We start from the raw sequence: 14530 nt of genomic DNA on the forward strand, positions 1-14530 counted from the left end.
CTGCGGTGCCGCGTGCTCGCCTTCCTCCCGCGAACGGAGCCGCCGCGAGATCGTCGCAGCGCGGCGCCGACCCCTGCCCACACGGCCGTGCGCGTCACCCGTCACGTCCGCCCCCTGCGGACAGCCGCCTAACGCGTCCGCGCACCCCTCTACCCTGAGAGCATCGGGCCACCCGACCGCGGCGGCCCAGAGGAGACCATGACTGAGAAGAACCAGCACACCCCCGGCCCCCAGGGCGCCCACGGCTCCGAGGACGAGATCCAGGCCGTGATCGACCGCATCCTGGCCGCCGATGACGCTCGCCGCGCCTCCGAGCGCGAGGCGACCGGGCGCGGCTCCGCGGACAGTGTGGTCGCGGACCACGAGGACGCTCCCGACGCCGGCACCCCGGACCGCTCCGGCGCGCTCGCGGGCCGTGCACTCGCCCTGGACGAGGGCGAGGACGGGCACACGGACGCCGACGGTGACCAGGACGAGCTCGCCGCGCGCCACTCCCTCAAGCGCGTGCAGGGCCTGTCCACCGAGCTCGAGGACATGACCGAGGTCGAGTACCGCCAGCTGCGCCTGGAGCGCGTGGTGCTGGCGGGCGTCTGGACCGAGGGCTCCGCGGAGGACGCGGAGAACTCCCTGCGGGAGCTGGCCGCGCTCGCCGAGACCGCGGGCTCGGAGGTGCTCGACGGCGTCATCCAGCGCCGCGCCACCCCGGACCCGGCCACGTTCCTCGGCAAGGGCAAGGCGCAGGAGCTCGCCGAGATCGTGGCGCTCTCCGGTGCGGACACCGTGGTGGTGGACTCCGAGCTCGCCCCGTCCCAGCGTCGCGCGCTGGAGGACGTGGTGCGGGTGAAGGTGATCGACCGGACCGCGCTGATCCTGGACATCTTCGCCCAGCACGCGAGCTCGCGTGAGGGCCGCGCCCAGGTCGAGCTCGCGCAGCTCGAGTACCTGCTGCCGCGCCTGCGCGGCTGGGGCGAGTCCATGTCCCGGCAGGCCGGCGGCCGTGCCGCCGCCGGCGAGGGCATCGGCTCCCGCGGCCCCGGCGAGACCAAGATCGAGCTGGACCGCCGCCGCATCCGCACCCGCATGGCGAAGCTGCGCCGGGACATCGCCGGGATGAAGCCGGCACGCGAGGCCAAGCGCGCCAACCGTCGTCGCAACCGGGTGCCGTCCGTGGCGATCGCCGGGTACACCAACGCCGGGAAGTCGTCCCTGCTCAACCGCCTCACCCACGCCGGGGTGCTCGTGGAGAACGCCCTGTTCGCCACGCTGGACCCCACCGTGCGCAAGGCCATGACGCCGGACGGCATCGGCTACACCCTCTCGGACACGGTCGGCTTCGTGCGGAACCTGCCCACGCAGCTGGTCGAGGCGTTCCGCTCCACCCTCGAGGAGGTCGCGGACGCGGACGTCATCCTGCACATCGTGGACGGCTCGCACCCGGACCCCGAGGGCCAGATCGCCGCGGTGCGCTCCGTGTTCGCGGAGGTGCACGCGCACCGGATCCCCGAGATCATCGTGCTGAACAAGGCGGACGCCGCGGACCCGGCCGTCATCGCCCGGATCCGGGCCAAGGAGCCCCACGCCGTGGTGGTCTCGGCGCGCACCGGCGAGGGCATCGACGAGCTCGAGCGCGCCATCGCGGCCACCATCCCGCGGCCGGACGTGCGGCTCGAACTGCTGATCCCGTTCACCCGGGGTGAGCTGGTCTCCCGCCTCCACTCGGCGGACGCGGAGATCCTGGCCGAGGGCTACGAGGAGGGCGGCACCCGCCTGTCCGTGCTGGTCCGTGAGGACATCGCGCCGGACTTCGCCGAGTTCGTCGTGGAGGCGGACGCGTTGTGAGCGGCGGGGCGGAGGAAGTCGGGGCAGGCGGCGCGCAGCCCCGCACGGAGCACGAGCGCGAGGCACTGCGCCTGCTGGACGCCGCGGTGCAGGCCACCGGCGGCCAGCACCGCGCGGGCCAGCGGGAGATGGTGCTGCAGGTGGCGCGCGCCCTCGAGTCGCGCCGCCACCTGCTCGTGCAGGCCGGCACCGGCACCGGCAAGTCCCTCGCCTACCTCATCCCCGCGATCCAGCACGCGATGACGCAGGAGGACCCCGTCGTCGTCGCCACGGCCACGCTCGCCCTGCAGGCCCAGATCATGAAGCGGGACGCCCCCCGGCTGGTCGAGGCGCTCAAGGACGAGCTGCCTCGCGAGCCCGTCGTCGCCCTGGTCAAGGGCCGCTCCAACTACCTCTGTCGCCACAAGGTGGACGGCGGCTACCCCGGGGATGAGGGCGAGGAGGCCCTCTTCACGGTCGCCGACGACGGCGGGATGATCGGCTCCGCCACGGACGGCGCCGCCGGGCCCTCCTCCCTGTTGGGCAAGGAGGTCATGTACCTGCGGGCGTGGGCGGACCAGACCGAGACCGGGGACCGCGACGACCTCGAGGTCCCCGTCACCGACCGCGCGTGGCGGCAGGTCTCCGTCTCCGCAGTCGACTGCCTCGGCGCGTCCCGCTGCCCCCAGGCCGAGGAGTGCTTCTCCGAGCGGGCCCGCGCGGACGCGGCGGACGCGGACGTCGTGGTCACCAACCACGCGATGCTCGCCATCAGCGCCTTCGAGGGGCTCGCGGTGCTGCCGGCGTACTCGGCCGTCGTCGTGGACGAGGCCCACGAGCTGCAGGACCGGGTGACCGGCGCGGTCACGGGGCAGCTGTCCGGGTCGATCGTGCACGGCGCGGCCACCTCGCTGCGCCGCCACACCACGGTGGCCGTGGAGGACCTGATCGAGGCCGGGGCGGCCCTGGACCGCGCGTTCACGGACACCCCGTCCGGCCTGATCGCCGCGGGCCCGGACGAGGTGCAGGAGCAGGCCCTCACCGGCGTCCTCACCGCCGCGCGTCAGTGCCTGTCCGACCTCGGCCAGGACAAGGACAAGGAGGCCGATGCCGACGGCGGACGGCAGATGGCGCGCTCGCGGATCCTCGAGGTCCTCGAGGTGGTGGAGCGCATGCTCGCGGCCCGGCCCGAGGCCGACTTCCCCGAGGTGCTGTGGGCCACCCGCCCCGGCCACTTCGAGCCCGGCGTGGGCTGGCAGCCGGGGGACGAGACCGACCCGCCCCAGCTCTACGTGGCCCCGCTCTCGGTGGCCGGCAAGCTGCGGGAGGGCCTGTTCGGCAAGGCGACGACGGTGCTCACCTCCGCCACGCTCACCGTGGGCTCGGGGGAGCGCCGGTTCGACTCGGTGGCCGGCGACGTGGGCCTGGCCGGCCCGGACGCCCCGAAGTTCGAGGCCCTCGACGTCGGCAGCCCCTTCGACTACCCGCGTCAGGGGGTGCTCTACGTGGCCCGGCACCTGCCCCGGCCCGGCCGGACGGCCTCGCCCGAGTCCCTGGATGAGCTCGAGGCGCTCCTGAGGGCGTCGCGGGGCGGGGCCCTCGGCCTGTTCTCCTCGCGCCGGGCGGCCGAGGACGCCGCCGCCGAGATGCGCCGTCGGCTCGGGCCGAAGACCACGATCCTGTGCCAGGGGGACGCGACCCTCTCCGCCCTCGTGCGCCAGTTCTCCGAGGAGCCGGACACGTCCCTGTTCGGGACCATGAGCCTGTGGCAGGGCGTGGACGTGCCGGGGAACTCGCTGCGGCTCGTGGTGATCGACCGCATCCCGTTCCCGCGGCCGGACGACCCGCTCTCCCAGGCCCGCACCCGGGACGTCGCCCGGCACGGCGGCAACGGGTTCATGCGGATCTCCGCCACGCATGCGGCCGTGCGCATGGCCCAGGGCGCCGGGCGCCTCGTGCGCTCCGTGACGGACCGCGGCGTGGTGGCCGTGCTGGACCCCCGCCTGGCCACCGAGCGGTACGGCGGCTACATCACGAGCGCCCTGCCGGACTTCTGGCGCACCACGGACCGCGACGTCGTCCGCGGGGTGCTGGCACGGCTCGCCTCGGGCGATTGACCTCGCTCGGCCTCGGGCCGTCGGCCCGGTCGGAGGGAGCGGGTCAGAGTGAGCGCAGGACCGTGACGACGCGCCCCATCACGGTGGCGTGATCGCCGAGGATGGGCTCGTAGGCCGTGTTCTGGGGGAGGAGCCAGGTGTGCCCGTCGCGGCGGCGGAAGGTCTTCACGGTGGCCTCGTCGTCGAGCAGGGCCGCGACGATGTCGCCGTTCTCCGCCGTCTCCTGCCGGCGCACCACCACCCAGTCGCCGTCGCAGATCGCGGCGTCCACCATCGAGTCGCCCGTGACGCGCAGCATGAACAGCTCGCCCTCGCCCGTGAGGCGTCGCGGGATCGCCATGACGTCCTCGACCTGCTGCTCAGCCAGGACCGGGCCGCCCGCCGCGATGCGGCCGACCCAGGGGACCGGCACGCTGTCCGCCTCGTCTGCGCCGGTGTGCCACGCGGGGATCGCGGTGACCCGCGACGACGGCGCAGCGGCGGGGGAGGCGGCCTCGCCCAGCGGGGTGCCGTCCACGTCGAGCAGCACCTCGAGGGCACGCGGGCGTCCGGGGTCGCGCCGGATGTAGCCGTGCCGCTCGAGACGGCCCAGCTGGTGCGTGACGGAGGAGAGCGAGGCCAGGCCCGCGGCATCGCCGATCTCGCGCATGGAGGGCGGGTAGCCGTGGTCGGCGATCGCGTCCCGGATGGTCTGCACGATCCGCCGCTGGCGGTCGGTGAGCGGCGCGCGCGCCGCCGGCTGATCGTCGGTGGTGCTCATGGCTGCCGTCCGTTCTCCCGGGGGTGATGGTGGCCGGCCTCATGTTCCGGCGTCCGGCTGCCGTCCGGACGCTTACCGTGTCCGCCCCCGCTGGTTGCCTGTGTCCTGGCGATCCCCGGGGGCGTTCCGGGGCGTCCGTGCATCGCTTCGAGCCTAGAGGAGAGCCGCCTCTCCTTCAAAGATATGTTCGATCTCGTCGTGGCGTGTCTCGAACACCTGTGCTAGAAAGGGATTCGAACGGATTCGAACAGATGTTCGATCGCCTGGAGGGCATCCGCCCCGGAGGAGGACACCATGACGCTCACCACCGCCCAGTTCGCCGGTTCGCCCGCGACGGCGCGGCCGCGTCCGGCCACCATCCGTCTGACCCGCCGCGGCCGCCTCGTGCTGCGGGGGATCCCCGTGATCGCCGCGGCCGTGGCCGCCACGCTGGCGGCCGCCTTCTTCCTGGGTGTGCTGCTGTCGCCCGCCGCGGTGTCCGCGGACACCGCGGGGCCCGCCACCCAGTCCGTCACGGTCATGCCCGGGGACAGCCTGTGGACCATCGCCACCACGGTGGCTCCGGAGGCGGACGTCTACGAGGTGATCGCCACGATCGACGAGCTCAACGGGCTCGAGGGCCGGGCCCCCGCGCCGGGCGAGGAGCTGTTCGTCCCGGCCACGCGGTGACGCACGGCGGGCCTCGCCCTCCACGCTTCCTAGACTGGCGGCCATGACCGACCTCAGCTCTCTGCCCCTGCGTGAGAACCTCCGCGGCCTGAGCCCCTACGGCGCCCCCCAGCTGGACGTGCCGTACATGCTCAACACCAACGAGAACACGCATCCGGTGCCGGAGGAGGTCGCCACCGCCATCGCCGAGCGGGTCGCGGCCGTCGCCGGGGGGCTGAACCGCTACCCGGACCGCGAGTTCACGGGGCTGCGACGTGCGCTCGCCGGCTACCTCGGCCACGGCCTCACGGCGGACCACGTGTGGGCCGGAAACGGCTCCAACGAGATCCTGCAGCAGATCCTCCAGGCCTTCGGCGGCCCCGGGCGGACACTGCTGAGCTTCCTGCCCTCGTACTCCATGTACCCGCTGCTGGCCGGCGGCACGGACACCGTGTTCGTGGACGGCGGCCGTGCCGAAGACCACACCCTCAGCGCCGAGCACGCGGCGGCCATGGTGCGGGAGCACCGTCCGCACGTCGTCTTCCTGGCCTCGCCCAACAACCCGACGGGCACCGCCCTGGACCTGGCGACCATCGAGGCCGTGTACGCCGCGCAGGCGCAGAACGAGGCCGCCGGCGGGCCCGGCGCCATGGTCGTCGTGGACGAGGCCTACGCGGAGTTCGCCCTCGCCGGCACCCGCTCCGCCCTCACCCTCCTGCCCGGCCGTGAGCGGCTGATCGTCACGCGCACCATGTCCAAGGCGTTCGCCCTGGCCGGCGCGCGCCTGGGCTACCTGGCCGCGGACCCCGCCGTCGCCGACGCCCTGCGCCTGGTGCGCCTGCCGTACCACCTCTCCGCGGTCACGCAGGCCACGGCGGAGGCCGCCCTCGATCACGTGGACGCGCTGCTGCGCACCGTGGAGGACATCAAGGCCCAGCGCGACCGCATCGTCTCCACCCTGCGCGGCCTGGGACTGAGGCCCTCGGTGTCCGACTCGAACTTCGTCTTCTTCGGTCACCTCGAGGACGCGTCCGACGTGTGGCGCCGCCTGCTCGACCGCGGCGTCCTCGTGCGGGACGTCGGCATCCCGCACCACCTGCGCGTCACCGCCGGCACCGAGGCGGAGACGACGGCGTTCCTCACCGCTCTCGCGGAGGTCCTCGGCGAGACCGGGGACCGGTCCTGAGGCGTCACCGGAGTCTCGGCGTCCGCCCGGCTCCCTAGGATAGGGACAGCGCGCGCGGCGCCCCGGCCCGCCGGCACCGGCCGCGCGCACCCGCATCCCCCCGCACCCGTCCCGGACCGGTGCGGACCCAGCCCGAGGAGGACCCGTGGCAGCCGAGTTGATCTCCGGACGCCGTGCGCGCATGACGCGCACCACGAGCGAGTCGGACGTGTACGTCGAGATGGATCTGGACGGCACCGGCCGCGCTGAGATCTCCACCACCGTGCCGTTCTACGACCACATGCTCACCGCGCTGTCCCGGCACTCCCAGATCGACCTGACGGTCCGTGCCACCGGGGACACGCACATCGACGTGCACCACACGGTCGAGGACGTCGCCATCACCCTGGGCGAGGTGCTCAAGACCGCGCTCGGGGACAAGTCCGGCATCCGCCGCTTCGGCGAGGCGTCCGTGCCGCTGGACGAGGCGCTGGCGCGCGCCGTCGTCGACGTCTCCGGCCGGCCGTACCTCGTGCACGAGGGCGAGCCCGAGGGCCAGCAGTACCACCTCATCGGCGGGCACTTCACCGGTTCCATGACCCGCCATGTGTTCGAGTCGATCACGTACCACGCGGCGATCTGCCTCCACATGGACGTCGTGCGAGGCCGGGATCCGCACCACATCGTCGAGGCGCAGTTCAAGGCCTTCGCCCGCGCCCTGCGCGCCGCCGTCGAGGACGACCCCCGCATGACCGGCGTGCCCTCCACCAAGGGCGCCCTCTGATGGCCCGCCCCACCACCGTCCCCGGCGTGCGGCCGCGCGTCGCCGTCCTGGACTACGGCTCGGGCAACGTGCACTCGGCGCTGCGTGCCGTGGAGCGGGCCGGCGCGGAGGTCGAGCTCACGCGCGATCCGCAGGCCGTGCAGGAGGCCGACGGGCTGCTCGTGCCCGGCGTCGGGGCGTACGCGTCCGTGATGCGGGCACTGACCGAGGTCGGCGGCACCCGCTGGATCGGCCGCCGCGTGGCCGGGGGCCGACCCGTCCTCGGCATCTGCGTGGGCCACCAGATCCTCTTCGACGCCGGCGTCGAGCACGGCGAGCGCACCGCAGGCATGGGGGAGTGGCCGGGTGTCGTCGCCGAGCTGCCCGCCGAGGTCCTGCCCCACATGGGCTGGAACACCGTCCGGCCGCCCGAGGGCAGCGCCCTCTTCGCGGGCATCGAGGACGAGCGGTTCTACTTCGTCCACTCCTACGGCGTGCTCGAATGGGAGTTCGACCAGACGATCTCCGCCATGCGTCCGCCCCAGGTCACCTGGGCGCACCACGGCGCGGACTTCATCGCCGCCGTGGAGAACGGCCCCCTGTCGGCCACGCAGTTCCACCCCGAGAAGTCCGGGGACGCCGGGCTGCAGCTGCTGCGCAACTGGCTGGAGACCCTCTGATGCCCTACTGGTCCGTCCTCTACCTCGCCCTCGGCGGGCTGCTGCTCGGCGCCGCCTGGTCCATGCGCACGCAGAAGGCGCCGCTGTGGGCCATCGTGATCGTCCTCGTGCTGGCCGGCATGGCCATCGCCGCCTCCTTCCTGACCGTCGGCGCCTGACCGCGCCGGCCGCCCCACCCGAGAGGAACCCCATGACCCCGAACGCCCCCGCCCTCGAGCTGCTGCCCGCCGTCGACGTCCAGGACGGCCAGGCCGTCCGCCTCGTCCAGGGCGAGGCCGGCAGCGCCACCTCGTACGGCGACCCGGTCACCGCCGCCCTGGACTGGCAGCGCGCCGGCGCGGAGTGGATCCACCTCGTGGACCTGGACGCGGCCTTCGGTCGCGGTGACAACCGCGAGGTCATGCGCCGTGTGGTGGAGGAGATCGGCGTGAAGATCGAGCTGTCCGGCGGCATCCGCGACGACGCCTCGCTCGAGAACGCCCTCGAGATGGGTGCGGCGCGCGTGAACCTGGGCACCGCCGCCCTCGAGGACCCGGACTGGACCGCGCGCGTCATCGAGCGCTTCGGCGACCGGGTGGCCGTGGGCCTCGACGTGCGCGGCACCACGCTCGCCGCCCGCGGCTGGACCAAGGAGGGCGGCGACCTCTGGGAGGTGCTCGCCCGCCTCGAGGATGCCGGCTGCGCCCGCTACGTGGTCACCGACGTCACGAAGGACGGCACGCTCAAGGGGCCGAACACGGAGCTGCTCGCCCAGGTCTGCGCGAAGACCGCGAAGCCGGTCGTCGCCTCGGGCGGCATCTCCTCCCTCGAGGACGTTGCCGCGCTCGCGGCCATGACCGGCCAGGGCGTCGAGGGCGCGATCATGGGCAAGGCGCTGTACGCCGGCCGCTTCAGCCTGGAGCAGGCGCTGGCCGTCGCCGGCGGCGCCACGGTGGAGCAGGCGCGCTCCGAGCAGCCCGGCCCGGTCGCCCCGTGACGGGCTCGCACGACGACGGCGGCCTGGCCCGCGACGACGGGCTCGGTCCGATCGACGAGACGGTCGCGGTGCCGCATCCGGCGGCCCGGGAGCTGCCGGGGCACATCCGGGCCGCACTCGACCGCATGCGGGAGAAGACCGCGGGCGAGAACACCGCGGACACCGCGGGCGTCCCGTGGCAGGGCCGTGACCTCTCCGGCCCCGGCGTGGACGGCTCCGCGAACCCGTTGCACGTGTTCGACGAGGACGACGGCACCAGCCCGGCCGAGTGGACCGCCGTCATGTCGGCCCTGACGGACGGCTCCGCCGGTGAGCGGGAGGTGACGGAGGTGCTCGCGCGCATCCGCGTGTTCGCCGCCGTCGTGCCCACCCTCGCCGGGGACGAGGACGACGTCCACGACCACGCCGACCACACCGGTCACGAGCACGACGTCGCGGCGCACGGGGACAAGGCCGCGGACGTGGCCCTCGTGACCATGCGCGCGCCGGACGGCCGGCAGGCGCTGCCGGTGTTCACGAACGTGCCCGCGCTGACGGCGTGGAACCCGGTCGCCCGACCCGTGGCCGTGTGGCTGCCGCGTGCCTGCCTGTCCGCCGTGGACGAGGGCTGTGAGCTCGTCGTCATCGACGCCGGCGCCGAGCACACGTACGTGGTGCGACGCCCGGCCGTGTGGTCGCTCGCCCAGCAGAGGGAGTGGACCCCCGCCTATCGGGACCAGGAGATCGCGGACGAGATCGCCGAGGTCGCCGACCTGGTCCCGAACCTGCTCAACCTGGGCCTCGCACCCGGGTCGGGGGTGGCCACGCACACGGGCTCCGGCGCGGTGATGAACGGAGGCGGGGCCGGGCCCGAGCTGCAGATCGTCGCGATGCCCACCCGGGACGCCGACGCGGCCGGGGTGCGCCTGATGACGGCCACGCTCAAGACCCTCCTGGCAGACCTGCCGCTGCTGGCCGAGCGGGCCGACTCCGTGGAGATCACGGTCCGCCGACCCTGATCGGTCGCCCGGCCTGTCCGGTACCGTTGAGGGGGAGGGGAGGGCCCGTGGTGGCCCCACCCCATCCTGGAGGCCGTGCGCCGCGCGCCGGCCCCATGCCTCCCATCCTCCGAGGAGTACCCATGAGAACCAGAACCTTGACCGGCGTCGCCACCGCGGCGCTGGGCGCGGTGGTGGTGGCCGGTGCCGGCCCCGCCCTCGCGCAGACCACGCTCACCCAGGGCTCGGCGATCACCGCGCCGGCCGGGGCGTGCAGTCTGACCATCGTCGACGACGCCACCGCCTACACCGCGGCCCACTGTGGTGCGGGCCAATGGCAGATCGGCTCGACCGTCCGCGACGTCGACGGCACCGCGATCGGCACCGTCTCGGCACTGCCCGGCGATTCGGGCGTGGACGCGGTCCGCGTGGCCCTGGCCGACGACGTCGACGTCGTGGGCGACTGGTCCACGCGGCCGGCCTCGTCCATCGGTGTGGGCGAGACCGTCTACACCCACGGCTCGTCCGTGCCGCTGGGCGCGCCGAACACCGTGTCCCACACGCAGACCTTCGAGGCCGCCACGGTCTGCGACGACGCGTACGCGGATCAGGTTGCCCTCGACACCGCCTCGACCTACGCCGGCGACTCGGGCGGGGCCGTCTATGACGCCCAGCAGCGGGTGGTCGGGGTCATCTCGGGCATCGCCCCGGTGACCTTCGACGCCGAGGGCAACGTGGTGGGCTGCGACGCCCAGGCGATGTCCTCGATCATGGTCCCGGTCGAGTCCCTCGACGCGCTGGACGCCTCCGCGGCGCCCGCCGCCGAGACCGCCGCGGCCGCGGAGACCGCTCCGGCCGCCGAGACCGCCCCGGCGATCGCCGACGTCGCGGGCCCCGTGGCCGACGAGGACCTGCCCACCGGCGGCGAGCCCGCCGTGGACGAGTCCGAGCTGACCGAGTTCACGCCGGCTGAGGAGGAGGCCATCGCGGCCGAGCTCAAGGCCCGCGCCGAGGCCGCCGCGGAGGAGGAGGCCGCCGAGGCGGCCCCCGCTGCTGAGGCCCCGGTCGCCGAGGCCGCTGCGCCGGGCGTGACCGACGTCGTGGCCGCGCCCGCCGAGGGTGTCGCCTACGGCACCCAGGTGGTCGCGCAGACGGATCAGGGCGGCTTCGCCTCCGTCACCGTCACGGCCTACGACGCCGACGGCACGGTCCTCGGCCAGGACGGCCTGGACCTCACCGGCGAGTACCGCGCCTGGCTGCCCGTGCCGGCCGAGGTGCCCGCGGGCGGCTCCGTGGTGGTGACCGTGGTCGACGCGGCCGGTGCCGCCACGGACGCCACCGTGACCCTGGGCGGTCAGCTGGTCGGCTGATCGATTCCGCCCCGAACGACACGACGGGGCCCGGTGATCCCGCACGGATCACCGGGCCTCGTCATGTCCCGGGGCCGGGGCGACCCCGGCCAGGTGGGGACGTGGTCAGCACAGCCCCTCGAGCCGCCGCCCCAGGCGGGAGAAGATCCGGGTGAGGGACTCCGCCTCGCCCGGCGCCAGGTCGCCGAGGAAGAGCTCGTCCACCTGCCGGGCGTGCTCGATCGCGGCGCGCCGGAAGGCGGACCGGCCCTCGTCGGTGAGGACGGCCTCGAAGCCCCGCCGGTCACAGGCCACCGGGCGGCGGTCGATCAGGCCGCGGGCCACGAGCGTCTTCACCTGGTAGGTGATGCGCGACGGGGAGAAGACCATCCGGGACGCCAGCTCTCCCAGCCGGAGCCGGCCCTCGGGGGACTCGTAGAGGAGCAGCAGCAGGTTGTAGTCGGCCAGCGACATGCCGCAGTCCTGCTTCAGGCGGCGCTCCACCACCTCCGTGAGCATCTGGGTGGCCTCGAAGTAGGCGCGCCAGGCGCGCTTGGGCGGGTCCACCGGGCGGTGCGCCTCCGATGCGGAGCCGAACCAGCCGCCGTCGGGCTCCGCCGGCGCCGCGTCCTGCGCGGCGGGCTCAGGGGCCGGGGTTGAGGAGCTGCTCAAAGGGGGTCACCTCCAGGTCGATGTCCGCGGGCGCGGCGGCGCGTGCCCGCGGGGGGCGGCTCAGGGTGATCTCGGCCAGGTCGCGTCCGGCGGCCCGGATGCGGGACTGCAGCGGGTCGGTCCGCATCGAGGCCTGCACGCCGGCCGCCTCGCCCCAGTCGTCCGAGGCCGCGAAGACCGCGGTCGGCACGATGCGGGCCTTGAGGTAGGCGAACAGCGGCCGCATGGCGGTGTCGATCATGAGCGAGTGGCGGGCGGTGCCGCCGGTGGCGCCGAGGAGCACGGGCACCCCGACGACGGACGTGGGCTCCGCGAGGTCCCAGAAGGACTTGAACAGGCCCGAGTAGGAGGCCTTGTACGTGGGCGAGACCGCGATGACGGCGTCGGCCTGGGCGACCTCGTCCAGGGCGGCGCGCAGGGCCGGGGAGATGGCGAAGGTCACCAGGGCCTGCGCGATGTCCACGGCGAGCTCCCGCAGCGTGATCAGGTGGATCTGCGGGACCACGCCGTGCTCGGAGAGCGCCGCCGAGGCGGACTCCGCCATGCGTTCGGCGAGCATGCGGGTCTGGGACGGGTCCCCGGACCCGCCGGAGACCACGGCGAGGTGCCGGGCCTGCGGCGTGAACGGGGCGGAGGCATCGGGGGCGCCGGGGGTGGTCACTGCGCGGCACCGCCCTTCGCGGCATCGGCGGTGGCGCGCTGCTCGGCGGCCGCCGCGCGGTCGAGCTGGGCCTGCGATCCCTCCTTGCCGCCGGGCACGGGAGCCTCGCCGCGGCGGGCGCGTGCCACGAGGAACTCGTGGGTCGGGGCCGCCGGGACGTCGTCCGGCTTCAGAGCGTCGAACTCCTTGCGCAGCACGGGCAGGACCTCCTCGCCGAAGAGGTCGATCTGCCGCAGGACGGTGTCCGTGGGCAGGCCGGCGTGGTCGATGAGGAACATCTGACGCTGGTAGTCGCCCACCCAGTCGCGGAACGTGAGCGTGCGCTCGATGACCTGCTGCGGCGAGCCGACCGTCAGGGGCGTCATCCTCGAGAAGTCCTCGAGGGACGGGCCGTGGCCGTAGACCGGCGCGTTGTCGAAGTAGGGGCGGAACTCCGCCACGGCGTCCTGCGAGTTCTTCGCCATGTAGGCCTGGCCGCCCAGGGCCACGTACGCCTGATGGGCCTTGCCGTGGCCGTAGTACTCGTAGCGCTGGCGGTACAGGCGCACCATCTGGATGACGTGCTCCTTGTTCCAGAAGATGTTGTTGTGGAAGTAGCCGTCGCCGTAGTAGGCGGCCTGCTCGGCGATCTCGGGGGAGCGGATGGAGCCGTGCCACACGAAGGGGGCGACGCCGTCCAGGGGCTGCGGGGTGAGGGTGAAGTCCTGCAGCGGGGTGCGGTGGTTGCCGCTCCAGTCCACGGTCTCCTCATGCCACAGGCGGTAGAGGAGGTTGTAGTTCTCCACGGCGAGTTGGATGCCCTGGCGGATGTCCTTGCCGAACCACGGGTACACGGGGCCGGTGTTGCCGCGGCCCATCGTCAGGTCCACGCGACCGTCGGCGAGGTGCTGCAGGTACGCGTAGTCCTCGGCCAGACGCACCGGGTCCATGGTGGTGATCAGGGTCGTCGCCGTGGAGAGCTGGAGGGTCTCGGTCTGCGCGGCCAGGTAGGCCAGCAGCGTGGGCGGGTTGCCCGGGGCCACGAAGGGCGGGTTGTGGTGCTGGCCGGTCGCGAACACCTCGAAGCCCGCCTGCTCGGCGTGGCGGGCGATCTTGACGGTGTCCTTGATCCGCTGATGCTCGGTGGGGGCGGTCCCGTTCGTCGGATCGGCGGTGATGTCGCCGATCGTGAAGACGCCGAACTGCATGGTGTGCTCCTCAGTGTGCCCGGGGGCGGGTCTCACGGTGCCGGCCGCGCCGTCGCCGTGTTCTTCAAAAATGAACTATACCGCACAACGAGCCGCCCCGTCCTGAATATTCCGCAGGGCCCGACACGGCAGACTGGTCCCATGAGCCCCGCCTTCGACGCCGGTCGCCTCGCCCACACGGACGTCCTCATCCTGCAGCAGGTGACGAGCTTCCTGTCCAACGACATCCAGGTGACGGACCCGGACGGGCGCACCGTCGTCTCGGTGGTCACTACGGGCGGGGGCCTGGGCCGAATGCTGATGGGGAACCGCAGCTTCGACGTGGTCGACGGTGACGACGGCCGCGTGCTCTTCCGCCTCGCCGACCCGGCCACGTTCGGCCGCGACCGCTTCGCGATCCTGGACGCCGACGGGCTGCCCTTCGCCAACCTCGTCCGCCAGATCGCGTTCCTGCGGACGTCCGTGAACGTCGAGGTCGTGGACGGCACGTGCTTCGCGGTGACCGGCGACCTGTGGGACCACGACTACGCCATGACCGTGGGCCAGCAGCCGATCGCCCGCGTGACCGCGCGGTTCGGAGGCGTCATGAACGCCCTGGCCGGGCGCTCGCGGTACGAGATGCGCCTGGACCCCGGCATGCCGCCCGTGGTGCGCTGCGCCGTGCTCGGCACGGCCATCGCCCTCGACCTGATCCGGGCCAAGGACCGGCGCAGCAACGGCTGAGTCCGCCGAGCGCGCGGCCGTCTCGACGGCGCCT

15 protein-coding genes are annotated in these 14530 nt (G+C 73.6%); 11 read left to right on the forward strand and 4 right to left on the reverse strand.

Annotation, left to right across the window (positions count from 1 at the left end):
* Positions 1-198: 198 nt before the first annotated feature.
* A complete protein-coding gene (hflX, locus tag B1A86_RS03575; protein WP_078025990.1) occupies positions 199-1839 on the forward strand; it encodes a GTPase HflX in 1641 nt (546 codons plus the stop codon).
* Positions 1836-3935: an ATP-dependent DNA helicase gene (locus B1A86_RS03580; protein WP_078025991.1), complete on the forward strand. Its 2100-nt coding sequence runs from the start codon at positions 1836-1838 to the stop codon at positions 3933-3935. Before hflX ends, B1A86_RS03580 begins: the two co-directional genes overlap by 4 nt.
* Positions 3936-3978: 43 nt before the next feature.
* On the opposite strand, the gene lexA is transcribed toward B1A86_RS03580, so the two are convergent.
* On the reverse strand, positions 3979-4695 hold the full coding sequence (lexA, locus tag B1A86_RS03585) for a transcriptional repressor LexA (protein WP_078025992.1): 717 nt from the start codon (positions 4693-4695) through the stop codon (positions 3979-3981).
* 294 nt (positions 4696-4989) lie between these two features.
* On the opposite strand from lexA, the gene B1A86_RS03590 reads away from it, so the two are divergent.
* The 8 genes from B1A86_RS03590 (at position 4990) to B1A86_RS03620 (ending at position 11274) form a co-directional block, all read left to right on the forward strand.
* On the forward strand, positions 4990-5364 hold the full coding sequence (locus B1A86_RS03590; protein ID WP_020628151.1) for a LysM peptidoglycan-binding domain-containing protein: 375 nt from the start codon (positions 4990-4992) through the stop codon (positions 5362-5364).
* A 43-nt stretch (positions 5365-5407) separates the two neighbouring features.
* The gene (locus B1A86_RS03595; protein ID WP_020628150.1) at positions 5408-6529 is read left to right on the forward strand and encodes a histidinol-phosphate transaminase; all 1122 of its coding nucleotides are present in this window, start codon (positions 5408-5410) and stop codon (positions 6527-6529) included.
* Between the two features lie 181 nt (positions 6530-6710).
* Positions 6711-7292 carry an imidazoleglycerol-phosphate dehydratase HisB gene (hisB, locus tag B1A86_RS03600; protein WP_152743305.1) on the forward strand — a complete coding sequence of 194 codons (582 nt, stop codon included), beginning with the start codon at positions 6711-6713 and terminating at the stop codon, positions 7290-7292.
* A complete protein-coding gene (gene hisH, locus B1A86_RS03605; RefSeq protein WP_004167703.1) occupies positions 7292-7951 on the forward strand; it encodes an imidazole glycerol phosphate synthase subunit HisH in 660 nt (219 codons plus the stop codon). The genes hisB and hisH overlap by 1 nt, the downstream gene beginning before the upstream one ends.
* Complete coding sequence (locus tag B1A86_RS11560) at positions 7951-8109, forward strand: hypothetical protein (protein WP_004167696.1); 159 nt, start codon at positions 7951-7953, stop codon at positions 8107-8109. The genes hisH and B1A86_RS11560 overlap by 1 nt, the downstream gene beginning before the upstream one ends.
* 32 nt (positions 8110-8141) lie before the next feature.
* Positions 8142-8927: a bifunctional 1-(5-phosphoribosyl)-5-((5-phosphoribosylamino)methylideneamino)imidazole-4-carboxamide isomerase/phosphoribosylanthranilate isomerase PriA gene (gene priA, locus B1A86_RS03610; protein ID WP_020628149.1), complete on the forward strand. Its 786-nt coding sequence runs from the start codon at positions 8142-8144 to the stop codon at positions 8925-8927.
* On the forward strand, positions 8924-9925 hold the full coding sequence (locus B1A86_RS03615; protein ID WP_078025993.1) for an SseB family protein: 1002 nt from the start codon (positions 8924-8926) through the stop codon (positions 9923-9925). The genes priA and B1A86_RS03615 overlap by 4 nt, the downstream gene beginning before the upstream one ends.
* A gap of 122 nt (positions 9926-10047) precedes the next feature.
* On the forward strand, positions 10048-11274 hold the full coding sequence (locus B1A86_RS03620) for a trypsin-like serine protease (RefSeq protein ID WP_223247523.1): 1227 nt from the start codon (positions 10048-10050) through the stop codon (positions 11272-11274).
* A 105-nt stretch (positions 11275-11379) separates the two neighbouring features.
* On the opposite strand, the gene B1A86_RS03625 is transcribed toward B1A86_RS03620, so the two are convergent.
* From B1A86_RS03625 to B1A86_RS03635, 3 genes are read right to left on the reverse strand one after another with little or no spacing between them, the layout of a single operon-like run.
* Positions 11380-11925 carry a MarR family winged helix-turn-helix transcriptional regulator gene (locus B1A86_RS03625; protein WP_020628146.1) on the reverse strand — a complete coding sequence of 182 codons (546 nt, stop codon included), beginning with the start codon at positions 11923-11925 and terminating at the stop codon, positions 11380-11382.
* Positions 11897-12586, reverse strand: a complete 690-nt coding sequence (locus B1A86_RS03630; RefSeq protein WP_020628145.1) for an FMN reductase — start codon at positions 12584-12586, stop codon at positions 11897-11899. Before B1A86_RS03630 ends, B1A86_RS03625 begins: the two co-directional genes overlap by 29 nt.
* Positions 12583-13773: an LLM class flavin-dependent oxidoreductase gene (locus B1A86_RS03635; protein WP_036313995.1), complete on the reverse strand. Its 1191-nt coding sequence runs from the start codon at positions 13771-13773 to the stop codon at positions 12583-12585. The genes B1A86_RS03630 and B1A86_RS03635 overlap by 4 nt, the downstream gene beginning before the upstream one ends.
* A 141-nt stretch (positions 13774-13914) precedes the next feature.
* Here B1A86_RS03635 and B1A86_RS03640 point away from each other — a divergent pair, with 141 nt between their 5' ends.
* Entirely contained in the window at positions 13915-14496 is a 582-nt protein-coding gene (locus B1A86_RS03640) for an LURP-one-related/scramblase family protein (RefSeq protein ID WP_036339093.1), read from the forward strand.
* Positions 14497-14530 lie beyond the last annotated feature (34 nt).

The sequence above is a fragment of the Micrococcus sp. KBS0714 genome, from assembly GCF_002008305.4.
Taxonomy (GTDB): domain Bacteria; phylum Actinomycetota; class Actinomycetes; order Actinomycetales; family Micrococcaceae; genus Micrococcus; species Micrococcus luteus.

Bases quoted from the DNA above. Each gene is read 5' to 3' on its own strand.
- hflX (WP_078025990.1), top strand. From the start codon at position 199: ATGACTGAGAAGAACCAGCACACCCCCGGCCCCCAGGGCGCCCACGGC.
- lexA (WP_078025992.1), bottom strand. From the start codon at position 4,695: ATGAGCACCACCGACGATCAGCCGGCGGCGCGCGCGCCGCTCACCGAC.
- B1A86_RS03590 (WP_020628151.1), top strand. From the start codon at position 4,990: ATGACGCTCACCACCGCCCAGTTCGCCGGTTCGCCCGCGACGGCGCGG.
- B1A86_RS03595 (WP_020628150.1), top strand. From the start codon at position 5,408: ATGACCGACCTCAGCTCTCTGCCCCTGCGTGAGAACCTCCGCGGCCTG.
- hisB (WP_152743305.1), top strand. From the start codon at position 6,711: ATGACGCGCACCACGAGCGAGTCGGACGTGTACGTCGAGATGGATCTG.
- hisH (WP_004167703.1), top strand. From the start codon at position 7,292: ATGGCCCGCCCCACCACCGTCCCCGGCGTGCGGCCGCGCGTCGCCGTC.
- B1A86_RS11560 (WP_004167696.1), top strand. From the start codon at position 7,951: ATGCCCTACTGGTCCGTCCTCTACCTCGCCCTCGGCGGGCTGCTGCTC.
- priA (WP_020628149.1), top strand. From the start codon at position 8,142: ATGACCCCGAACGCCCCCGCCCTCGAGCTGCTGCCCGCCGTCGACGTC.
- B1A86_RS03620 (WP_223247523.1), top strand. From the start codon at position 10,048: ATGAGAACCAGAACCTTGACCGGCGTCGCCACCGCGGCGCTGGGCGCG.
- B1A86_RS03635 (WP_036313995.1), bottom strand. From the start codon at position 13,773: ATGCAGTTCGGCGTCTTCACGATCGGCGACATCACCGCCGATCCGACG.
- B1A86_RS03640 (WP_036339093.1), top strand. From the start codon at position 13,915: ATGAGCCCCGCCTTCGACGCCGGTCGCCTCGCCCACACGGACGTCCTC.